Origin of the sequence: Nocardia sp. NPDC127606 (assembly GCF_042671725.1) — a bacterium.
GTDB lineage: Bacteria > Actinomycetota > Actinomycetes > Mycobacteriales > Mycobacteriaceae > Nocardia.
In genome coordinates, this window is record NZ_JBHXWQ010000007.1 from 42,517 (window position 1) to 63,644 (window position 21,128).

22 protein-coding genes and 1 pseudogene are annotated in these 21,128 nt (G+C 66.6%); 12 read left to right on the top strand and 11 right to left on the bottom strand.

Annotation, left to right across the window (positions count from 1 at the left end; all coding sequences use genetic code 11):
- Nucleotides 1-174: 174 nt before the first annotated feature.
- Nucleotides 175-1,644, bottom strand: a complete 1,470-nt coding sequence (locus ACFVJ5_RS26530; protein ID WP_379224047.1) for an alpha/beta fold hydrolase — start codon at nucleotides 1,642-1,644, stop codon at nucleotides 175-177.
- 121 nt (nucleotides 1,645-1,765) lie between these two features.
- On the opposite strand from ACFVJ5_RS26530, the gene ACFVJ5_RS26535 reads away from it, so the two are divergent.
- Nucleotides 1,766-2,656 (top strand): LysR family transcriptional regulator, encoded by an 891-nt coding sequence (locus ACFVJ5_RS26535; RefSeq protein WP_379224049.1) that lies wholly within the window; start codon nucleotides 1,766-1,768, stop codon nucleotides 2,654-2,656.
- A 5-nt stretch (nucleotides 2,657-2,661) separates the two neighbouring features.
- Here ACFVJ5_RS26535 and ACFVJ5_RS26540 read toward each other — a convergent pair whose 3' ends face one another.
- From ACFVJ5_RS26540 to ACFVJ5_RS26550, 3 genes are read right to left on the bottom strand one after another with little or no spacing between them, the layout of a single operon-like run.
- On the bottom strand, nucleotides 2,662-3,423 hold the full coding sequence (locus ACFVJ5_RS26540; RefSeq protein WP_379224051.1) for a MerR family transcriptional regulator: 762 nt from the start codon (nucleotides 3,421-3,423) through the stop codon (nucleotides 2,662-2,664).
- On the bottom strand, nucleotides 3,395-4,300 hold the full coding sequence (locus tag ACFVJ5_RS26545; RefSeq protein WP_379224053.1) for an alpha/beta fold hydrolase: 906 nt from the start codon (nucleotides 4,298-4,300) through the stop codon (nucleotides 3,395-3,397). The genes ACFVJ5_RS26540 and ACFVJ5_RS26545 overlap by 29 nt, the downstream gene beginning before the upstream one ends.
- Nucleotides 4,301-4,350: 50 nt before the next feature.
- Nucleotides 4,351-5,775, bottom strand: a complete 1,425-nt coding sequence (locus tag ACFVJ5_RS26550) for a PLP-dependent aminotransferase family protein (protein WP_379224055.1) — start codon at nucleotides 5,773-5,775, stop codon at nucleotides 4,351-4,353.
- 64 nt (nucleotides 5,776-5,839) lie between these two features.
- On the opposite strand from ACFVJ5_RS26550, the gene ACFVJ5_RS26555 reads away from it, so the two are divergent.
- Complete coding sequence (locus ACFVJ5_RS26555) at nucleotides 5,840-6,178, top strand: cupin domain-containing protein (protein ID WP_379224057.1); 339 nt, start codon at nucleotides 5,840-5,842, stop codon at nucleotides 6,176-6,178.
- Nucleotides 6,179-6,192: 14 nt separating this feature from the next.
- Here ACFVJ5_RS26555 and ACFVJ5_RS26560 read toward each other — a convergent pair whose 3' ends face one another.
- Nucleotides 6,193-6,852 carry a hypothetical protein gene (locus tag ACFVJ5_RS26560; RefSeq protein ID WP_379224058.1) on the bottom strand — a complete coding sequence of 220 codons (660 nt, stop codon included), beginning with the start codon at nucleotides 6,850-6,852 and terminating at the stop codon, nucleotides 6,193-6,195.
- A 325-nt stretch (nucleotides 6,853-7,177) separates the two neighbouring features.
- Between ACFVJ5_RS26560 and ACFVJ5_RS26565 the strand changes: the two genes are divergently transcribed.
- On the top strand, nucleotides 7,178-8,524 hold the full coding sequence (locus tag ACFVJ5_RS26565) for a lipase family protein (RefSeq protein ID WP_379224060.1): 1,347 nt from the start codon (nucleotides 7,178-7,180) through the stop codon (nucleotides 8,522-8,524).
- Nucleotides 8,525-8,583: 59 nt separating this feature from the next.
- Here ACFVJ5_RS26565 and ACFVJ5_RS26570 read toward each other — a convergent pair whose 3' ends face one another.
- The 3 genes from ACFVJ5_RS26570 to ACFVJ5_RS26580 all read right to left on the bottom strand — a co-directional run bounded on the left by ACFVJ5_RS26570 (nucleotide 8,584) and on the right by ACFVJ5_RS26580 (nucleotide 10,935).
- On the bottom strand, nucleotides 8,584-8,934 hold the full coding sequence (locus ACFVJ5_RS26570; RefSeq protein ID WP_378630144.1) for an Lsr2 family protein: 351 nt from the start codon (nucleotides 8,932-8,934) through the stop codon (nucleotides 8,584-8,586).
- Nucleotides 8,935-9,022: 88 nt separating this feature from the next.
- Nucleotides 9,023-9,997 carry a diiron oxygenase gene (locus ACFVJ5_RS26575; protein WP_379224062.1) on the bottom strand — a complete coding sequence of 325 codons (975 nt, stop codon included), beginning with the start codon at nucleotides 9,995-9,997 and terminating at the stop codon, nucleotides 9,023-9,025.
- Between the two features lie 89 nt (nucleotides 9,998-10,086).
- Complete coding sequence (locus ACFVJ5_RS26580; RefSeq protein ID WP_379224064.1) at nucleotides 10,087-10,935, bottom strand: SDR family NAD(P)-dependent oxidoreductase; 849 nt, start codon at nucleotides 10,933-10,935, stop codon at nucleotides 10,087-10,089.
- 90 nt (nucleotides 10,936-11,025) lie between these two features.
- On the opposite strand from ACFVJ5_RS26580, the gene ACFVJ5_RS26585 reads away from it, so the two are divergent.
- Nucleotides 11,026-11,967: an alpha/beta fold hydrolase gene (locus tag ACFVJ5_RS26585; RefSeq protein ID WP_379224557.1), complete on the top strand. Its 942-nt coding sequence runs from the start codon at nucleotides 11,026-11,028 to the stop codon at nucleotides 11,965-11,967.
- Here the strand turns inward: ACFVJ5_RS26585 and ACFVJ5_RS26590 are convergent.
- Together ACFVJ5_RS26590 and ACFVJ5_RS26595 are read right to left on the bottom strand one after the other, a co-directional pair.
- Entirely contained in the window at nucleotides 11,949-12,539 is a 591-nt protein-coding gene (locus ACFVJ5_RS26590; protein WP_379224066.1) for a dihydrofolate reductase family protein, read from the bottom strand. The two genes, ACFVJ5_RS26585 and ACFVJ5_RS26590, sit on opposite strands and share 19 nt — an antisense overlap.
- Complete coding sequence (locus tag ACFVJ5_RS26595; RefSeq protein ID WP_379224068.1) at nucleotides 12,536-13,345, bottom strand: metalloregulator ArsR/SmtB family transcription factor; 810 nt, start codon at nucleotides 13,343-13,345, stop codon at nucleotides 12,536-12,538. The genes ACFVJ5_RS26590 and ACFVJ5_RS26595 overlap by 4 nt, the downstream gene beginning before the upstream one ends.
- Before the next feature lie 90 nt (nucleotides 13,346-13,435).
- On the opposite strand from ACFVJ5_RS26595, the pseudogene ACFVJ5_RS26600 reads away from it, so the two are divergent.
- The 8 genes and pseudogenes from ACFVJ5_RS26600 to ACFVJ5_RS26635 all read left to right on the top strand — a co-directional run.
- Nucleotides 13,436-13,993 (top strand): annotated as a pseudogene (locus ACFVJ5_RS26600) (MMPL family transporter); the annotation flags it as partial.
- A gap of 280 nt (nucleotides 13,994-14,273) precedes the next feature.
- A complete protein-coding gene (locus ACFVJ5_RS26605; RefSeq protein WP_379224070.1) occupies nucleotides 14,274-14,735 on the top strand; it encodes a VOC family protein in 462 nt (153 codons plus the stop codon).
- Between the two features lie 48 nt (nucleotides 14,736-14,783).
- Nucleotides 14,784-15,296 (top strand): anthrone oxygenase family protein, encoded by a 513-nt coding sequence (locus ACFVJ5_RS26610; protein WP_379224072.1) that lies wholly within the window; start codon nucleotides 14,784-14,786, stop codon nucleotides 15,294-15,296.
- Nucleotides 15,297-15,342: 46 nt separating this feature from the next.
- Entirely contained in the window at nucleotides 15,343-16,179 is an 837-nt protein-coding gene (locus ACFVJ5_RS26615) for an alpha/beta fold hydrolase (protein ID WP_379224074.1), read from the top strand.
- A gap of 111 nt (nucleotides 16,180-16,290) precedes the next feature.
- Nucleotides 16,291-16,953, top strand: a complete 663-nt coding sequence (locus tag ACFVJ5_RS26620; RefSeq protein WP_379224076.1) for a hypothetical protein — start codon at nucleotides 16,291-16,293, stop codon at nucleotides 16,951-16,953.
- Between the two features lie 51 nt (nucleotides 16,954-17,004).
- The gene (locus ACFVJ5_RS26625) at nucleotides 17,005-17,670 is read left to right on the top strand and encodes a GNAT family N-acetyltransferase (RefSeq protein WP_379224078.1); all 666 of its coding nucleotides are present in this window, start codon (nucleotides 17,005-17,007) and stop codon (nucleotides 17,668-17,670) included.
- 183 nt (nucleotides 17,671-17,853) lie between these two features.
- A complete protein-coding gene (locus tag ACFVJ5_RS26630; protein ID WP_378657025.1) occupies nucleotides 17,854-18,021 on the top strand; it encodes a hypothetical protein in 168 nt (55 codons plus the stop codon).
- Between the two features lie 243 nt (nucleotides 18,022-18,264).
- On the top strand, nucleotides 18,265-19,536 hold the full coding sequence (locus tag ACFVJ5_RS26635; RefSeq protein ID WP_379224080.1) for a PucR family transcriptional regulator: 1,272 nt from the start codon (nucleotides 18,265-18,267) through the stop codon (nucleotides 19,534-19,536).
- On the opposite strand, the gene ACFVJ5_RS26640 is transcribed toward ACFVJ5_RS26635, so the two are convergent.
- Nucleotides 19,537-21,090 carry an acyl-CoA carboxylase subunit beta gene (locus ACFVJ5_RS26640; protein ID WP_379224082.1) on the bottom strand — a complete coding sequence of 518 codons (1,554 nt, stop codon included), beginning with the start codon at nucleotides 21,088-21,090 and terminating at the stop codon, nucleotides 19,537-19,539. It abuts the gene before it with no gap.
- Nucleotides 21,091-21,128: the final 38 nt, after the last annotated feature.

Sequence of the window (21,128 nt, forward strand, 5' to 3'; positions counted from 1 at the left end):
AACACCCTTCGCACGAAGAGAGCCCACGCGAGCGGCGGCACTGTGGTCGAGCTGGGCGCCCGACCTCGACCACCGCACCGTCGACGCGGGTCACTTCATGGCCGAAGAGGACCCCGAGACCGTCGCCGCCGCCCTGCGCGAGCTGGTCCGGCGCTGAGGTCGGCGCGGCACCGCTCAGTACGAGACGGTGAAACGCAGGCCGACGAAGGTGTTCTCCTCCAGTGCGTCGACGATCGCGCTCGCGTAATCGCCCACACTGATCCGGCTTTCACCGGCGGCGTCCACGATCGGGGTGTCGCGCGCCTCGGCGCGATAGACGCCGGTCGCCTCGCCGGGGACCAGCTGCACGGGCGGCGGGCTCACGTAGGACCACCGGACCGGTGAGTCGGCGGCACGCAGGATTTCCAGCGCTTCGCTCTGGTCGCGGGCCGTCTCCAGGTACTGGGCGGGGAAGTCGGGAGAATCGACGAAACGCTGTCCCGGTGCGTATTCGAGGCTGCCGCCCCCGCCGAGGAACACCAGGCGGTCGACCCCGGCGAGGGGAAGGGCCGCCAGGAGGGTCTGGGCGCCACGCGGTACCAGTCGGTCATCGCCCTTGACGGCCGCGACGACGGCGTCGTGTCCTGCGACGGCATTCTTGACCGAGGCCGCGTCGGTGACATCCACCGTGTCCCGGCCGAGCGCGGTGACCTGCAAGCCGCGAGCGGTCGCCTCGCGGACAACCGCACTGCCGAGGTTGCCCCTGGCGCCGATGACAGCGATCCGCATCGGCTTGCTCCGGCGCAGACCGTCGACGAAATCACTGATGAGCGGGGCGATTTCGGGAAGGTGCTCTTCGAGCGCGAAATGGCCGGTCTCGAAGAGATGGACGGTGGCGTCGGGGAGATCGCGGAGGTAGGCGGTGGCGCCCGCCTCGGGAAAGAAGGCGTCATTGCGACCCCACAGCACCAGCGTCGGCGGCCGGTGCTCGCGCAACCACTGCTGCCACACCGGGTAGAGCGCCACATTGGTGTGGTAGTCGAGAGCCAGGTGTACCTGCGCGTCCTTGCGTCCGGGGAGGTCCAGGAAATGCTGGTCCAGGGTCCAGCCGTCGGGTGCGATGAGCTCGAGATCGGTGGTGCCGCCCTCGTATTGGCCGCGGGTGACGGGCAGTTCGAGGATCTGCCGAACGTTGTCCCGCGCGCCCGGCTGTCCCGGCTTGTTCGCGGTCATCGCGCGCGCCATGTCGGACAGGCCTTCGTCGTAGGTGTTCGCGTTCTGCACGATCAGACCCGCGATCCGCGCGGGACGGCGGGTGGCCAGGCGCAGGCCGACCGGTCCGCCGAAGTCGAAGGCGTACAGCACGAATCGGTCGAGGCCCACCGCGTCGACGAAGCCTTCGACGATGTCGGCGAGCCGGTCGAAGGAATAGACGAAACCGTCGGGGACCTCGGTGTGCCCGAAACCGGGATAGTCGGGGGCGATCAGCCGGAATCGCCCACCGAGGGCGTCCATGAGTCGTCGGAACTGGTGCGAGGCCGACGGAAAGCCGTGCAGGAGAAGCAATGTCGGTGCGTTCGTGGGCCCGGTCTCGCGGTAGAAGACCCGCACCCCGTCGACCTCGACGACCCTGTGCCTGATATGCGGGACGGTCACTACCGCCATGTCGAAACCGACCTCTCTGAACATATTTCGTAGACGGATCTATGATCAACCGTTCGCTGGGCGTGATCAACGACAAATCACCCAAGGGTCGTTAACCGGTGAGCAATGATCGAAGGCGGCCGTGGAGCGAAACGAGATCGAGGCGTTCCTGACGCTGGCGGAGGAACTGCATTTCGGCCGAACCGCCGAGCGGCTGCGGGTCTCCACGGCGCATGTCAGCAAGACGATCAAAGGGCTCGAACGTCAGGTCGGGGTGGCGCTGTTCGAACGGACCAGTCGCAAGGTCGCCCTCACCCCGGTCGGTCGTCAGTTGTGCGAGGAACTACGCCCCGCCTACGAGCAGGTTCGGCGCAGTGTGCGCAATGCCGAACTGGCCGGGCGTGGCATCCAGGGCACCGTGCGGGTCGGCTATTTCGGATCGGCCGGTGGGCGGTATCTGCTGGAAGTCGCCGAGAGCTTCGAGGCCCGGCATCCCGAATGCACTGTGCGGATCACCGAATTGCAGCTCAGCGATGGTGCGAATCGGCTGCGCAGCGGTGAGGTCGATGCGATGCTGTGCTGCTTCCCGATGCGCGAGCCCGACATGACCATCGGCCCGCCGCTGATCTCCGAGGCCAAGATGCTCGCGGTCCCGTCCGGCCACGCCCTCGCCCACAGACCCGCGCTGTCACTGGAAGACCTCGCCGATGCCGTGATGATCCAGAACCCGCCGCAACTGCCCGCCTACTTCGACGAATTCCATCACCCCCGAAAGACCCCCTCCGGTCGCCCCATCGAACCCGGCCCGACCGCCGCCACCTTCCAGGAGATCCTCGCCCTCGTCGGCGCGGGCAGAGGCGTCTACCTGACCACCGAACAAGCCCCCTTGTTCTACCTCCGCCCCGACGTCACCTTCGTCCCCGTCACCGACGCCCCACCCCTGCAATTCGGCCTCGGCTGGCTCACCACCGGCCTCACCACCCGAGTACAGGCCTTTGCCCACGCCGCCTCCGCAACCACCACCCGATTCTGAGGGAGTCAGGTTTCGGCGGCTCGTTGTTCGGCGCGGTGGGTGAGTGCGTTGACGATGCGTTGCCAGGCGGGGGATGACTCCGAGATGCGGGAAGCGACCAGTTCGGTGGAGCGGGTGGGGCCGCGGGTGTGGGCGATTTCCCAGGCGTCGAGGTCGTCGATGAGGCGGTCGAGGCGTGGGTCGTGGGGGTGCCAGTCGACCGAGTCGTCGACCGCGCGGTACAGGCGGGTGGTTTCGGGGTCGTCGAATTCGGCGTTCTTCTCCCGGACCCGCTGCGGGATCGCGTCGGCGTCCAGCGCTTGCACCAGGATCCAGGCGTCACGCTCGAGGCGCACCCGCTGTTCGCTGATGCCGAGACCGCGCATCCGGTTCAGCAGGGTGACCACCTCGGCGGGGAGGAACAGGCTCTCGCCGCTTGCGAGTTCGGCGATCCGGTGGCGGTACTCGGCGAGCTGATCGATCTTGTGCTGGAGCGCTGTGTCGATATCGCTGATGGCCGTGGCGAATTCGGCCGGTTGGGCATGGAGCAGCGCGTCGATCCGGGACAGCGGAACACCGGCGTCGGCGAGGGTTCTGATCCGGATGAGATCGACCGCCGCCTGCGCGGGGTAGCGGCGATAGCCGGAGGCGTCGCGCTCGGGCTCGGGCAACAGGCCGACCTGGTGGTAGTGGCGCACGGTGCGCACGGTCACGCCGGCGGTCGCCGCGAGTTGGCCGATGGTGAGCACCGCGCCGATCCTAGCGGCGACGAACCTGGTCGATGACATCGCGGATCGCCTCGACCACGGCATCGGGGCGATCGAAGCAGAGCCGGTGGTGCACGGTGTCGGTGAGAACGCGCTGTTGCCCCTGGGACACCCCGCGTACCAACGCCGCGTCCATTCGCCGCCTGCCATCGTGGATCTCGGCCAGCGCCTCGGGTGACTGGTTGGGGTCCACGCCCAGCACGCTGAGCGCCACCAGCGGAACATCGGGAATGTTCGGCCCGGCGTGCAGTTCGGCGGCCAGTTCCGCCAGCCTGTTGCGCTCGGCGAAGCCCGCCCGGATCCCTTCGTCGCTCGTCTTGGCCTCCGTGAGCGCTCGCCGCACCGATTCCGGGTAGTTGGCGAGCAACTCGGCGTGCATCGCACGAAGGGCTGTGCGTAGATGTTGGAGCTGCCCGGCATCGGGCGCGGGTGCCGCGGCCGCGGCCAATCCCATCGCCGGTGGCATGAACTCGTCCCAGTCGCGGTGCAAGCCGTCCATCCAGACCAGTCCGGCCACTTCGCGCGGGTACAGCTGCGCGAACCGGTGCGCGTAGAGGCATCCGAGCGAGTGGGCAGCGAGAACGTAAGGGCCGGAGATGTTCTCGATGCTGTTCAGCAGCTCGTGCAATTCTGTCGCGACGGCGGTGGCGGTGCGGGGCAGTGGCAGCGGATCGCTGTAGCCGGTGCCGCCGCGGTCGTACACCACGGCGCTGGTGAACTGCGAAACCTGCTGCTGCACACCGAAATAGTCGAGGCCGACCGCGCTCGCACCGGGTAGGAAGACCACCGCCGGTCCACCACTGCCCGACCGATGGACGAAAAGGCGATTGCCGTCGATCTCGGTGAACCCGCCGACCGGCGGTGCGGGCTTCGTCGCGGAGATGTTGTTGTTCGTCATGGGACAAGGGTGCAACCCTGACGCTGCGTCAAGGTCAACCTCTGCGTCGGCTACAGCGCGAGCGGAGGCGCGGCGGTGGTGGGTGTGGCCGGCGGGCGGTAGGTGCGCCACGCCTCGGCGAGGCGCTCGGCCGCGGCAGTGAGGGTATCCAGCGGATGCAGGAAGTGGATCCGCAGATACCGTTCGCTGCCACCGGTCGGATCGAGACCACCGCCCGCCAGGATGGAAACACGATGTCGCAGTGCGGCTTGTGCGAAGGAAGCGCCGTCGCCGCGGGGCAGCCGGATCCAGAGTGTCTGTCCGCCCCGGACCGGCGGCACGTCCCATTCGGGGATCCGGCGCGCGAGCTCGGCGCGCAGGTGGTCGTGGCGTCGTTCGCGTTCGGCGGCCTGGGTGCGCAGCAGGGCGTCGAGGCGGGGGAGTAGCTCGGCCGCGGCCAGCTGGGCGGGCAGATTGCCGCCGAGATCGTGCACGGCGCGCAGTCTGGCGAGCTTGGCGACGACGGGGGTCGCCGCGCGTATCCAGCCGATGCGCAGTCCGCCCCAGACGCTCTTGCTCAGCGAACCGATGGTGATCACGGTGTCGGCGAACACGGCAAGGGGCGGCGGAGTCCGATGACCCGGGAAGCCGAGTTCGGCGAGCACCTCGTCGTCGATCAGCGCAATCCCCGCCGCTGCCGATGTTTCCGCGAGGCCGCGGCGCGCGAGCGTGGACAGCACCGACCCTGTCGGGTTCTGGTAGGTGGGGATCACGTACGCGAGTGCGGGCCTGCGGTCTCGGATCGCACCCGCGACACCGGGCAGTCCGGGCGGCAGTCCGGACACGACCGCCGCTTCCGCGCGGAAGGCTTCCAACGCTCCAGGGTAGGTCGGGGCTTCCACGAGGACACGATCGCCGGGCCGAAGGTAGGCCCGGGCGAGCAACGACAGTGCTTGTTGCCCACCCGTGGTGACGAGGATCTGCCCGGCCTCGGTCGGCAGGCCGCGCCCCCGGTAGTACTCGGCGACGGCCTCCCGAAGCGTCGGGTGACCCGACGGGTAGTAGCCGATGTCGTCGGTCGTCGCGGCCAACGCGGGCAGCATCGCCGCGTAGGACTCGGCCAGTTCGACGGGCGGCCGGTCCGGTGCCGCGCAGGCCAGCGAGATCACCTCGGACCGAGGCTCGAGCAGGTCGAGGAACATCGGCTCACTCGTGGTCGCCGGCGGATCGATCCGTGGCGTCCCCGCGACCCGGGTGCCACTGCCCTGCCGTCGCACGATCCGGCCTTCGTCCTGCAGCAGGTCGTAGGCCGCGACCACGGTGCTCCGCCCGACCGACAAGGCGACGGCGAGCGTCCGATCCGGCGGCAGCAGCGCCCCCGGCGCCAGTTCGCCGTCCTCGATCAGCCCGCGCAACCCCGCCGCGAGCAGGGCATACAGCGGCCCACGCCCCGCCGACCAGCGACCGAGCCGATCTGTCACATCAATTGGTTCCATAGGCAAACCAATTATGCTCGATTGGCGCTGGATCGGCGCCCCGAGCGGCCCGACGATGAACACCATGACAGCCTCGAGCACCACCGGTTCCGTCTCGATCCCCGCGGCCATCGCCGCCCTGCCCGGCCCGTTCCACCAGCACGAGCTGGCAACGGTCAACGACACCGTCGTCCGCGTCGCCCGGCTGGCGGGTGAGTTTCCCTGGCATCATCACGACGAAGACGAACTCTTTCTCTGCTGGGACGGCACGTTCCGTGTCGAACTGGCAGACCGCGCCCCCGTGGTCCTGCGTCCCGGCGAACTATTCGTGGTGCCCAGGGGCATTCGGCACCGACCGGTCGCCGACGAGGTCGCGCACGTGCTCTTGATCGAGCGCCCGGAGACCGCGCAGTACGGCAACTGAACGCCCTGCGCCCGTCACACCCGCGAACTCACCGTCCCGGATTCGACGGGCACCGTGCGAAGTAGTTCGGCCACTTCCGCGGGTGTGGCGGAGGGAAAGAGTTGCCGCACACCGATCATCGCCAGGAGCCGATCCTGATCGGCGCCGACGCCCATCCGCGACACCACATCGTGGGCGGCGCGGTTGGCCTCGGCGATCTCGTCGGCTTTGCTCAGTCGGGTGAGGTTCTCGCCCACGATCTTGTCGAGGTCGGTGGAACGCTTGTAGAACAACGCGGTGATCCCGACCGGCACCGCACCCATGATCGAGGTCGCGGCGGCGGCGTCGCGATTGCCGAACGCCACCATCGACGCCGCGGCGAGAACCACCACGACGCCGCAGCAACCGCTGATCATGTACGCCCAGAAGAACGCCGTGCTCTGCGCCATCGCACTGCCTACTTGGCGAAGGTATTCCGCTGTTCGATGACGCGGCGTCCCGGTGTTGTCGGTGGTCGGATCCGCCGGTTCGGTCGTTGTCGAGACCACCGGGTCAGCGGCGTCGCCGGTCATGGTGACTTCGATGGCCCGCTTGCTGATGCGGCGACTGAACGTCGTCGACAACCACGCTGACACCGCGGCGATCATCGTGGGGATCAGCCCACCTACCCCGATCAAGGCCAAGACTTCGTCCACGGTATTCCCCCGAATCAAGCGCCGACACCCCTGCGAACGTTCACGCGCACTCTACCGTCAGCCGGTTGTCCACTCGCACACGGTGATCGGTGCTCATCGTTCGGCCAGCGGCTCGGTAGCCGGGTCGAAGAGGAACGAGATCCGCTCCATCCTCGGCTGGCGCCGAGTGTTGTGGAAGGCCGCGATGCGCCTCGGTCAGATCCGCGCGACCCTGGTGATTGATCGCTTGTCGACGGCGAGTGGCCGGATGCATTGTGAACAAGTACTCTTGTTAGAAACAAGCCATCGTGCTGTAATCGGCGTCACCTAGAAAAGAGGAGACGCCATGCAGCGCAGCACGGCAGCTACCGTCCGCCCGGGATGGGGACGCAGGCTCGGAACGAGGTGGGCGGCGGTGCCCTTGGCGGCGGTGTGCCTGGCGATATCGAGCGTCGGCAGCGCCATCGGTGACCCGTATCCGAGTTTCCCGCCGGATCAGAACCAGCTCCCGCAGCTGCCCGCCGAACCTCAGCTCTACGACATGCTGCCGATCCCGGTGCCCGCCGAAGATCCCTGGTACGAAGACCCGGAGGATCTGAACTCCTATGCGCCCGGCCAGATCATCCGTTCTCGAACGGTGCAGACACGCCTGCTCGGCCTGCCCTTCCCGGTGCATACCGAACAGCTGCTGTTCCGCAGCAACGACGTGCACGACAACCCGATCGCGACCGCGACCTCGGTGATCGTTCCCGGGATCCCGTGGTCGGGCAGTCCGCGGCCGGTGGTGTCGTTCCAGGAGGCCATCGACGCGACCGACTCGTCGTGCAATCCGTCCTACACATTGCAGACGGGCACGATGAAAGAGGCTGCACTGGCCGTGTACTGGCTTGCGCAGGGGTTCGCGATCAACGTCGCCGACTTCGACGGCAAGTTCAATACCTTCAACACCTATGACGAAGGCAAAATGGTGCTCGACAGTCTGCGCGCCATGAAGAACTCGGCATTGGGCCTGACGGACTCCGGGATCGCGCTCTACGGATACTCCGGGGGCGGCTCCGGTTCGATCCGGGCGGCCGAACTCCGCGAGAGCTACGCCCCCGATGTGCGGTTGCTCGGCACCGCGGTGGGTGGATTCCCCGCCGATCTGCGAGCTCAGGCCCGGTACGCGATCGCCCAGCAGCCGGGTCTCACCGGCGCCAGCAATTTCACGATGTGGCTCGGGTTCGCCGCGTTGTCGCGGGAATTTCCCGACCAGTTCGACGCGAAGGAATTGCTGACTCCGGAAGGGCAGGCGATCGTGGCGGATATGCGCAGTCGCTGCGTTTACACGATCGCCGCCGCCGGCGCGTACCGGCCGATCAGTGCCTATTTCCAGCCGGGGAAGTCACTCGAAACGGCGCCGGGTGTGATGGAGGTTCTCGCGGACCAGAGTCTGGGACATCATATTCCGGACAGCCCGATCTTCTGGTGGCACGGAATCTGGGACGAACTGATCCCGACGTCGGCGGTACTGCCGACGGTGAACGACTACTGGAACCGGGGCGCGGATCTACGGTTCTACACGATGCCGCTGCCGGAACACATCGTCAATGCCGTCGCGGGCTGGCCGCCCGCGGTCGCCTGGACCAGTGCGGTGCTGCGCGGTCTCCCGCCGGGTGAGCGATTCAAAGCCGATATCCCACTGCCCAACTGAAACGAAAACAGCACGGCGCGCGGAGGGAATGCGCGCCGTGCTGTCGACGAATCGAAAATTTACGCCGAGGCCTGCTCATAGGCCGAGATGACGTCCGCCGAGATCCTGCCGCGGCTGGACACCGTGTGTCCGTTCTGCGAAGCCCACGCCCGGATCTCGGTCAGATCGTTGCGACGGGTGGATTCGGCCGCCGGTGCCGCGCCGAGACGACGTGCGGCGCCCGCCTTCGCGCGCCCGGTGCGGCGCGCGTACGGAACCCACTGTTCGAACACCTCACGCAACTGTGCCGCGTTGGCATCCGACAGGTCGATTTCGTAGGCTGCCCCATCGATTCCGAATGTGACAGTCGCATCGGCAGCGGACGTGCCATCGAAATCATCGACAAGTGTGACAACGACTTTGCGCGCCATGGGAGTCCTGTTCGTTCGGGTGCCGAGAATTACCGTCGTTGATCTTAGTTGACGACGACGCGGGTTATTCGCTCGGCATCAGTCCCGATCAGCTCGCGCGGCGTTGCGGCTCACCACGGTAGCGGGTGTAGCCGCCGTCGACTTTCAGTAGCTTCCACAGCTGCCGGGTCACCGGGTTCATCATGCCGAGTTCGTCGACCAGCGTTCGGATGTCGCCGAAGAATCCGCTGAGGATCTGGCGGGAGGTGGGGCTGCGCCAGAACGCGTCGTCGAATACGTCGTCGGGGATGTCGAACTTGGCGGCGAAGGATTTCGACGGCTTGACCAGTTCGTCGGCCAGCCAGCGCATCGCGATCGGGAACGCCACCGCGCAGACCGCGGTGCGCACCGGGCCCATCCGGGCGATGTGGGTGCGCAGGAACTCGTTGGCGAACGAGATATGGCGCGCCTCCTCGGCGATATGGATCTGCATGATCCGCAGCAGCGCGGGCTGGGTCTCTTTGTCGGAGCGGATCAGCGCCTTCTGATAGTGATCGATCGGTTCCTCGCCGCCGAGGATGCCGATGAACAGAATGGCCCAGAAGTAGCCGCCCGCGACGCCGATGAACGGTGACATCACCCGGAACATCGGCCGCATGCCCGGCACATCGTCGCCGATGCGATTGACCAGCTCCTGGAACATCTGGATGTGGTTGCACTCCTCGGTCATCTCGTGGAGGCAGTACCGGAATTCGGGGGAGCCGTTGGGCAAGGTCATGGCGTACTGCATCATCCCGCGGATCAGGATGGATTCGAACGCCAGCCCGACCTTGGCCGCGTTGGCCTGCCGCCACCGCCCGATCTCGATCCGGCGTTCCAGCGGCAGGTTCTGATACCAGCTCGTGGCGCCGAGTGGGTCGAGTTCGTCGGAGAGCACCCAGCGAGGATCGTCGCGATCGATCGCGAGTTCCGGTGCGTCCCAGTCGATATCGAGGTAGGGGTCGAACCGGCGATGGACCGACCCTTCCGACAGTGTGTGCAGGGTTTCGGCGTACTCGGCAGCCGCGGTCTTCGAGAACGTCATTGTTTCTCTCCGTTGTCACCTGGACAGCCATCGAGCGGCTGATCCTCAATGTAAATGTAACGCACTGTCGCAGGTAATTCTAGAGGGAGTCAGTCGGCCCGCGGGATGCGCCCGTCGACGTCGGTGAACCCGTAGTCCTCGGCGAGGTCGGCGACTTTCCAGGACTTCCCGGAGCGAGTCGACCGGCCGGGGTCGGCGGCCAGTGCCACCACGGCGCGCCCGGGGAAGCGTGGGGTCTCGGCGGTGTCGAGGTCGAAGGAGCCCTCGCCGGGCAGGGTCACCCGGCGGTGGCCGTGCTCGTCGGCCGGAACCAGTTGCAGCAGTTCGGTATCCACGATTCCCGGCCAGATCGAGACGGCGGTCGCGCCGGTTCCGCTCAGGTCGTGGGCGAGGTCGGCGGTGAGGCGATCCAGTGCGGTCTTGCCCACGCCGTAGACGGCATTGTGCATGTACCGCCGCGCGCCGGGGGAGGAGACATTGACGATGAGCCCGGCCGACTCGATCAGCAGCGGCGCGGCGAAAACGCTGGCGACGTAATGCGAGCGCACGCCGATTTCGAAGGTCTCGTCCCAGGCCTTGGGCGGCACGTCCCAGAACTTGCGGCCCAGCCAGCGGGCGGCGGCCGGGGAGTTGTAGACGTTGTTGACCAGTACGTCGAGGCGGCCCTGCTCCTCGCGGATCCGGGCGAAGAGCTGCTCGACCGCGTCGTCGTCGCGGTGATCGCAGACCGCCGCGACGCCGTGCCCGCCGAACTCGGTGACCATCGCGGCGGTCTCCTGCACGGTGCCGGGCAGTCTCCCCGGCTCGGTGGTGCGCCCGGTCACGTACACGGTCGCGCCGGCCGCGCCCAATTCGAGGGCGATGCCTTTGCCGATGCCACGACTTGCCCCGGTGACGACCGCGACGCGCCCGGCCAGAATCTTGGGTGTTCCGCTCATGACCTCCGGACACTACCGTCAAATCAGAACACGTTCTAGAAATTGGAGGCGGTAGTGGAGCAGAGATTCCTCGACACGGGCGGAATCCGGATGCATGTCACCGAACAGGGGCAGGGCTACCCGGTCGTGTTCTGTCACGGCTTTCCGCACACCGGGTTCATCTGGCACCGGCAGATCGGAGCTGTGGCCGAGGCGGGATTCCGGGCCATCGCGCCCGACCTGCGCGGGTACGGCCGAACCGAGGCGCCCGCCGACGTCGCCGCCTATACCAATGCGGCCGTGATCGGCGACCTCCTGGCGCTGCTCGACGACATCGGCGCCGAGAAGGCCGTGTTCGTCGGCCTCGATTTCGGTGCCCAACTGGTGTGGGAACTGTCGCTACGCGCTCCCGAGCGCGTCGAAGCCGTTGTGGTGCTGAACAATCCGTACTCGCCGCGCCCGCCGCGCCCGCCCTCGGCCTTCTGGACCAAGGCCGCCCAGCGTCACTTCCTGCACCTGTCCTACTTCCAGGAACCCGGCGTCGCCGATGTCGAACTCGCCGTGCGGCCGAGGGAATTCCTGTCCCGCGTCTACTTCTCCCTCTCCGGCGACTACCACTATCTCGACACCTGGAAGAACCCGCCGGGTCTGGGCTACCTCGATGTACTGCCCCAGGCGCCCGCGCTGCCGTGGAGCTGGCTCACCGAGGATGAGTTCGACACCCTCGCCACCGAATTCGAACGGACCGGGTTCACCGGAGGCCTGAACTGGTATCGCAACCTGGATCGCAACTGGGAGCTCGCCGAGCCCTTCGCCGACGCCGGGATCGAGGTCCCGACATACTTCCTCTACGGCGAGAACGACCCCGACATGGAGGGCTTCAGCGGTCGTGACCCCCTCGCCACGCTGCGCGCCAATGTCACCGATCTGCGCGCGGTGGTGGAACTTCCGGGCGCGGGCCACCTCGTCCACCTCGAGCGAACCGACGCGGTCAACGACTTCCTGATCGCCGCGCTGCGGGAGGTCGGCGTCGATCAGCGCGCGCGGTCGTAGGTCAGGGCCATCTCGCCCAGTTCGCCGACCTCGCGACGCGTGAGCGTCCAGCGCGAGCTGGGCAAGCCGTCGTCGAACAGCCGTTGTCCGTCGCCGGCGATTTCGGGGCAGAGCAGCAGGTACAGGCGGTCGATCAGGTCTGCCGCGAGCAGATCCTTGATCACGGTCGGGCTGCTGTTGACGAGAATGTCGCCCGTGCCGGTGGCCTTCAGCGCGGTGACGACGTCGGCGGCCGGCGCGTTCGCCAGGCGGGTGCGCGCCCACGGCGCCGTGGTGAGGGTGCTCGACAGGACCACCTTCTCGGTGTCGAGCAACCACTTCGCGTAGGCACGGTCGCGCGGGTCGGCATTCTCGTCGGCCGCGACCGTCGGCCAGAACGCCAGGAAGCCTTCGGCATTGACGCGACCGAGCAGCGCCGTCGTCGCGCCCGACCAGAGGCGTGTGAGGTGATCGCGCGCGACATCGGTGGTGGCGTAGCGGACGATCGCCTGCGCGTCGGTGGGGCCGCCGGGGCCGTTGTAGCGTCCGTCGAGGGTGAGGCCGATATTCGCGGTCACAGTTCGTTCTGTCATGGCTTGTCCAAGCTGTCGGGGAGGGTGTTCGCGAGATTGTCGAGGACTCGGCCCCAGCCGGTTTCGATCCCGGCGATGTAGGGGACCGCCTCGACGGTTGTTTCGGTGATCGTCAGGTCGAGGGTCAGGCGGGTGCCGCCGGGCCGCTCGTCGAGGGTCAGGTCGTAGTGGCCGGTGAAGGAGATGGCGCCTGCCGCGTCGAGAACGGACAGGTCGAACTCGAGACGGCCCGGTCGTTTCGCCGCCGTGACCCGGCCCTCGGAGCGGTATCGCCGTCCCTCCGCGTCGCGGTAGTCCAATGCGGCGCGACCGCCTTTCCTCGGCTCGACGACGCAGTCGGTGATCGTCATCGACGGTGGGGCCCACCAGGATTCGAGCAGATCCGGATCTGTCCAGTGCTGCCAGACGAGATCGAGGGGAGCGGTCAGGACGCGCACGAAGGTGAAGCTGCGTCCATCTGCCCAGCGGTCCCGTCGCGCGGCACGCGATTCCGCTGCGATGGCGGCGCGATACCGCTCGACCGCATCGCGCTCGTCCGCGTGGGTGGAGATGGCGTCGACCAGGTCGGTGAGCCTGCTCGCGAGCTCCTGTAGCGGTGCCGACTCGACCGCGTAGACGCGACGTTGCCCCAGCGGAAAGACCGTGACGAGCCCGGCGCGGGCCAATGTCTGGAGGTGCTTGGTGGTTTGGGGCTGGCGCAACCCGGTCGAGTCGGCCAGCTCGCCGACGGAGCGGGGGCGCTCGGCGAGAAGTTCGACGATGCGCCACCGTGCGCCGTCTCCGAGTGCTGATGCGATCGCGTCCATGCTTCGAGTATTCACTTCACAGAATATTCCTGTCAAGGAATATAAATCGCTCGGTGGAAAGTCGCGAAGAGGCGGTATTTTTGGTGGGAGGCGGTCGCCGCCGTGGCCATCGTCGGCGACAACGACACCGAGATGTTGCGCAACACCAGAAAGGTGAAGGACGCCTTCACGATTCCCGGCGTCGATGTGCGGGTGGGCGGGCTGCAATCGGTGGCGGGAACACTCAACGACACCCTGTGCGACGACATCCGGCGGATGGAAGTCCTCGCATTCCCGCTGGTCGCACTGCTGCTGTTCTTCGTCTTCGGTGGTGTGGTCGCGGCCGCGCTGCCGCTGATCGTCGGTGGGTTGACGATGGCGGGTGCGAGCGGGATCGTGCGCACCTTCACCTACGTCACCGAGGTGAACTCTTTTGTCGCACCGGTTGTTTCGATGATCGGCGCCGGATCGGCCATCGACTACGGTTTGTTCGTCGTGAGTCGCTTCCGCGAGGAGCTGGCGGAAGGTCACGACACCGCGGCGGCGGTGCGGCGCACGATGACGACCGCGGGGCCCACCGTGGTGTTCTCCGCGACGATGATCATCGCCAGCGCGGGCGGCATGCTGCTGTTCCCGCAGGGGTTCCTGAAATCCATCGGATCTGCGGCCGGGGAAGGTGGCGTCGATCTGCTCCTGCGCGACGCGAGTGCTGTTGTCCGGCGGCAGATATCGTTCGCTGAGGCCGCCGAAGGCGAGATTGCGGGCAGGCAGAATCAGCAGCACCAACACCACGCACAGCACGCCCGCCTGGATGAAGACCGTCCACGCCACGGTCGGACTGGGCGAATCGCCTGCCTCGGCAGCTACAGCGCCAGATTGTCGGACCTCTGACATACGGTGACCGAAGATCTGTCACCTCGTGTGTTCGGTTGCCATGAACGGAGTAATGATGAGCCGCCATATTCAGATCACCTTCGACGCGCACGATCCGGCCGCGCTGTCGACCTTCTGGCGGGATGCGCTGGGGTATGTGCATCCGGGGCCGCCGGGAGTCGAGGTGCCCGCCGGGGTGGACCCGCTTGTTGTGTGGGATCAGTTTCTCGCGCGGATCGGGGTTCCCGCGGAGGAGCGGAATTCGAAGTCGGCGATCGAGGATCCGGAGGGTCACGGCCCACGCGTGTTCTTCCAGCAGGTGCCGGAGGACAAGGTCGCGAAGAACCGGGTTCATCTCGATGTTCGGGCGGCGCCCGGGTTGCAGGGGGACGAGCGCATGGCGGCGTTGGAGGCGGAGTGCGCGCGGCTGGTCGCACTGGGCGGGAAGCGGGTCGAGCGCTTCGAACCCGAGCCGCCGATGAGTGCGGGGTGGATCGTGATGACCGACCCCGAGGGCAACGAGTTCTGTCTCGATTAACTCTGACACTATTGTCAGAGTTAGGTGTCGGCGGCTAACTTCGACCCCATGAAACACGCTCCGATACGCGCACTCGCCCTGCTCACCACCGGACTCCTCACCGGTGCGTTCGGCTACGGTGCCGCGAATCTGGTCCCGACTTTTCATCGGGTCCCCCTGCAGATGCGCCTGGAATTCCACACCGAGCTCATGCAGAACAACAGCATCAGCATGCAGCTCACCATGGCCGCCGCCGCGCTGAGCTGCCTCGTCCTGGCCGTCGTGCAGACGGGTAGGGACCGGGTGCTCGCCGCGGCGGCCGCGCTGCTCGTCGTCGGATCGTTCCTCATCACCCGGCTCGGCAACGTGCCGATCAACCACAAGATCAACGCCTGGGCTGTCGACGGCGCGCCCGCCGATTACGCCGACATCCTCGCGCGGTGGGATCTGTTCCACTTCCTGCGGACCGGGACCGCGCTGGCGGCGTTCGCGCTGATCATCGCCCTGGTGGTGTGGCGTGCCGAGGAGCAGAAGCGAGAGTTTCGCCGTGCGGACGACGGGGTCGGCGCTACCGTGGGTTGACCACGACGGCGTGGTCACGTGGCTGCCACCGGAAGGAAGCCCGGGGATGCGGTATTTCGACTTTCGCGGAACTTCGATCGCCTATGACGAGGCGGGTGCGGGGCCACCGATCGTCTTCCTGCACAACCTCGGCGGCGACCGTCACATCTGGCGTGCGCAATTCGACGCCCTGCGGCAGACGCATCGGGTCGTCGCGATCGACCTCATCGGCTACGGCGATTCCGACGCCCCCGACGACGGATATACCGTCGAGAACTATGTCGCCATGGTCACCGCGTTCTTCGAAGACCAGGATCTGCGCGATGTGACGCTGGTCGGCCACTGTTTCGGCAGCGCGCTGTCGCTGCTCTACACACAGCGCAATCCCGACCGGGTGCGGTCACTGGTACTGAGCAGCCCGCTGACCCCGGCCACTCTGCGGCCGACCCGCACCGCGTGGGCGGCGCAACTGGGTCGGCGCGTGCACCTCGATTCACTGCTCGCATATGTCCGCATTCCCGGCCCGCTGGCCGGACTGATCGTGGCGGAACAACTCGGTTCGGAGAAAGCGCCGCACGCGGCGGAAATCGTGGCGCACTTGCGCGAGAGCTGGACCGAACCCCGCCGATTGATGGTCACCGCCGCGATCTCCCGGGAGATCCCGCGGCTCGGCGAACTGGACGAGTTCGTGCCGCCCCACGGCTTTCCGCCCATCACCACGGTCTGGGGCAGTCGCAATCGAGTGCTGTGCGCTCGCGCCGGCGCCACGCTGAACCGCACGTTGGCACCGGCGCGGGCGATAGTCGTCGACGGTGCGGGGCACCTGGTGATGGTCGAGGCGCCCGATCAGGTCACCGCCGCGGTGCTCGCCGCGACGACGGGCGCCCGCGTCGTCGATTCCTAGGACGAACGAGCCGCCGCCGGGCGTGAATCTCGCTCCGCCGCGACATGCGGCGGAGCGGGTGCTGTTGCTCGGTGAACCGAACTTGTCGGTGCGCGAAGTTAGTCTGCTCTCATGGACGGACCGGACTCTGCGCTACGCCGCTTGACCCGTGAGGCGGGAAAGCTGTTGCGGCCATATGGCTTTCACGGAACGGAAGCATCCTGGACCCAGGTCACCGAGGGTGGGGTCGCCTCGATCCGCCGCACCCGCGTCCAGCGGACCTGGACAGACGGTCAGCAGGCGCTCGGATTCGGCCTCGAGCTCAGCGCGACGCCGACCGCCTGGTGGGAATTCCGCGCTTGGCGTGACGCCGTGCGAGACCTCCCGCCGACAGCACTCGAACAGGCCACCGGGCCCGGTTTGATCGACAACCACGGTCTGGGCGCGGAGGTGACCGAGTTGTGGTCGCTGCGCGTCGATCCTGCCCACCGGGAGCGCCCCGCACTCCAGGCCGATGTCGACGCCGTGCGCGCCGACTTACCGGTGCGCGTCCATGCCTACGCGCGCCGGGCACTGCGATTGCTCGAACCGGACGCCTATCTGAACGAACTACTGGCGGACCCGAATCCCCAGCCTGCCGTGCTGGAGGCGATCGTCGTTCTGCTCGCCGAACACGGGCCAGGACCGCGACTCGACGATGCGGTGACCCGGCTGCGGTTATCCGCCGCCGATCCGAACGAGTCGGGCGCCGAGAACGTCATCGCCTACCTGCGTGGCCGAGCCGTTCCGGTCTGATCGCCCCAGCTCGAGCAGCCGGACGGGCGACTCGCCATTATCATTCCGCCCGTGGGAGATGCGGTACAGGAAGATGCTCGGCGAATTCGCCCCGGCAACCGGAAGGACTTCGGTGTCGCCGCCGAACTCTTGGCGGCGTCCCTGGCGAACGATCCCACGACCCTGTGGTTGCACCCGAAGGAATCCAGCCGCAGAACCCGGCTCGTCCGCTCGTTTCGATCCTCACTCGACGACGCACGCGATTGCAGCGATGGCGTCGACCTCGCGCTCGACAGCACCGGCGCGATCGTCGGCGTCGCGGTATGGCTGGCCACCTTTCACATCCTGCCGCGAGAGACGCTGGGTCGACAGCTGAAAGCGATCCACACCTACGGTTCATACGCCGGACGTGCGCAAACCGGTGCGCGCGCGACCTACGCGGCAGGTGTGCAGGAGCAGCATTGGCACCTGTTGGCGGTCGGTGTCGCCGCGGCGGCACGCGGACAAGGACACGGACGGGATCTGATCGCGGCGGGAATGTATCGGGCTGCCGCCGACGGCGTCCCCGTCCACCTGGAAACGACGAATCCCCACAACCTGTCCTTCTACGAACGCCTCGGATTCGAAACGACCGCGGTGCTCGACCTTCCGGGCGGTGGCCCGCGCAGATGGCTGCTGCGTCAAGTGCCGCAACCGATCCCGAATCCCGCTCGGGACAGACGGCCACGCAATACCTGAAGGCGCTACGAAACGCGAGAAGTTCGCGATGGAAATTGTTGTGGAAATCCATGACAATTCCTCGGAAAGGGAATTGGAACGTCAAAACCTGTGCACGGTGATAGCGGTCGGCGTGGTGGCCGTGATCTGATCGAGATGTCCCGAAGCTGGGATGCTTCACAGAGTGCAAATAAGGATGACCATATGAACTCCAGAATTTCCCGTCCGCTCGCCGTCGCCGCGATCGTGCTGTCCGCCGGTGCGATCGGCGCGGGCACTGCCACGGCCGCGGCGCCTGCGCCCGTCTCGGGTTCGGTGGAAGTGTGTGTCCCCCTTCCGCTCCCGGTGCTCGAGGTCAGCTTCTGCCTGTAACCGGCTGACACGGCTAAATGCGGCGGTGGCGACACCGTTCACGGAGTGAAGATGTGCGCGGCTCCGGTTCGGATCCGCCACCGCCGCACCGTTGTGGACCCGCAGGCCCGCGGGTTTCTTTGTCGGAAAGCATCATTGATCCAGCCTTCTCTTACTCCTTGTCACAAGTGAAGGTTGGACGGGGGATTGTCGTTCACGGTAGTTTGGGGCCTTGCCCAGTGATCTGGGTGGGAAGGATTCATCATGGCTGGCGCAACTTCCATCGAGCCGTTCCTGACCGTTTCGGGGCGGCCGGTGTCGAACCCCTTGAAGGATGTGCGGACGATATCCCGCCAGATGGTGGTGCATTTCATCGAGAATGTCGTGCCGTGCGGCACACTGCCCGGCGAAGCGCTCGACGGAGACGTCACCACGGTGACCCGCGTCTGTCTGGAGCTGACCAGGAGCATGCTCGACGGACGCGATATCCCGGGGCGGGTGGAGCGAGTACAGGCCGCCGCCGCCGATTGGGCGCGCGAGGGAATCCCGATCGACACCATTCACGATGCCGTGCACGAGGGCTTCAAACTCGGCTTCGATCTCGTCATCACCAATGTCACCAATCATGACTACGACACCGTGGTCGGGGTGGCTCGGCGGCTGATGGACGCTCAGAAAATGATCACCTCGGCGGTCTCGGTGGCCTACGTTCGCGAATTGCGATCGGTGGACAGCGAGCATCACACTGCGGTCCACACCCTCACCTCGGCGCTGCTCGGCGGCCAGAACACGTCGACGATGGCGCGGGAATGCGGCATCGAGGTCGCCGATCGCTATCACGTGATGGCGCTCGAACTCCCGCCGCACGCAGAGGAATTCGATCCCACCCTGGACGCGAAAGTCGTCGCGCGACGCAAATTGCGCCGCGTCCAGGCAGAACTGGCGGACCGCTGTGACGGGAAGGTCCTGTCGTTGTTGAGCGTGGACGGCGGCACGCTACTGCTGCCCGCGCACGAATTCACCCAGGTGGAATTGGATGAGCTGATCGTGCACCTGTCCGCCGCGGCGCAGGTGCCGGTGCGCGCGGTGGCGACGTCGGCGACACCGTCCGAAATCCCGCACGCCGCCGAGCAAGTCCATGAACTCGTCGAAATCGTGCATCGGTTCGGTGGCCCGAGCAAGGTATATCGCCCGCACGAACTGGCCTTCGAATATCAGCTGACCCGGCCGGGCCCCGCGCGCGACTATCTGAGTTCCATCGTGGATTCCCTCGAAGCGCATCCGGAGCTCTTACGGACACTCGAGGTGTACATGTCCACGAATATGCAGCGGTCGCGGACCGCGCGCCTGATGTTCATTCACACCAACACCGTCGACTACCGATTGAAACGGATCGGCCAGATGACCGGGTTCGACCTCAACGACGTGTCCGGTCTGTGTCATCTGCGCGCCGCGCTGTTGATCCGGGCCCACCGTGGGTCCGGATCAACAGAGCTCTATCGAAGCCCGAGCGAAACCAGTTCGCGCGCAGGCTGATCACATGGGATAGAGCGGGTGCTTGCGCGGGTTGAACTCCGGCTTCACCGGCGGCTTGTCGCGCAGCAGGCGCAGTGCGTGCCGGATCTCGAGGCGGGTGCGTGAGGGCTCGATCACCGCGTCGATGTAGCCGCGCTCGGCGGCGATCCACGGGGTGGCGATGGTCTCGTTGTACTGGTTGATCATGAAATCGCGCGCCGCGGCGCGGTGTTCCTCGGGGACAGCGGCCAATTGGCGTTTGGCGGCGAGGTCGACCGCACTTTCGGCGCCGATCACGGCGATCCGGGCGGTCGGCCAGGCGAAGCTGACGTCGGCACCGACCTGACGGCACCCCATCATTCCGTATGCGCCGCCATAGGACTTGCGCACCACCAGGCTGATGATCGGTACTGTCGCCTCGATGATCGCCCGCGGCATCCGGCCGCCCCGGATGATCACACCCGCGTCTTCCTGATCGAGGCCGGGCAGCACGCCGGGGGTGTCGGTGACGAAGATCAGCGGGATGTTGAAGGCGTTGCACAGCCGGATGAAGTAGGTCCCCTTGTCGGAGCAGGCGGCGTCGACGGACCCGCCGAGGACCAGTGGCTGATTGGCGATCACGCCGACCGGATAGCCGTCGACCCTGGCGAACCCGGTGATCAGGTTCGGGGCGAAAGCCGCTCGGATCTCATGGAATTCACCATCGTCGAACAGGCGCAACAGGACGTCGTGCATGTCGTAACCCGCACGATCGGAATCCGGGATGATCGTCTCGAGTTCCAGGTCGTAGGCGGTGATGTCGGGTTCCAGGCCGGGGTTGACGATCGGCGGCTGTTCCAGGCAGCTCGCCGGCATGTAGCTGAGGTAGTTGCGGGCCCAGTCGAAGGCTTCCTGCTCGTTGTCCGCGACGTGATGCAGGGTGCCGCGTTTGGCCTGCACCTCCGCGCCGCCGAGTGCCTCGGCGCTGATGTCCTCACCGTTGACGGCCTTGATCACGTCGGGCCCGGTGACGAACATGTAGGTATCTTTCGTGCCGACCAGCACGTCGGTGTTGATCGGCCCGTAGACCGAACCCGCCGCACATTTGCCGAGCATGATCGACACCTGCGGCACATAGCCCGACAGCTTCTCCAGGACCCGGGTCATATCGCCGAACGAGGCGAGCGAACCGGCCGCGTCCTGAACCCGCGCGCCGGGGGATTCGTTGATCGTCACCACCGGGCAGCCGTTGTCGAACGCGAGTTTCAGCGCCTGCATGAACTTGCGCGCCGCCGTGATACCGACCGACCCGCCGTACACAGTCGGATCGTGAGCGATCACGACCACCGTGCGGCCGTGGATCAGCCCACGACCGGTCACCAGTCCGTCACCGTAGAGGGCATCGGGCTGTCCGGGCTGACGTGCCAACGCTCCGATTTCGATGAATGTCCCAGGGTCGAGCAGCATGTTCATCCGCTCGCGAACGCTGGGAACGCCCTTCTTCGCTCGCTTGGCTACAGCGGCCTCACCTGCTGGTTCCGCGGCGATCGCCAGAATCTCGGCCAGCCCGTCGAGCTTCGCCTTGGTACTTACCACGCTTACTGCCACCTTCCAACCAACTCAAATGCTGTGCG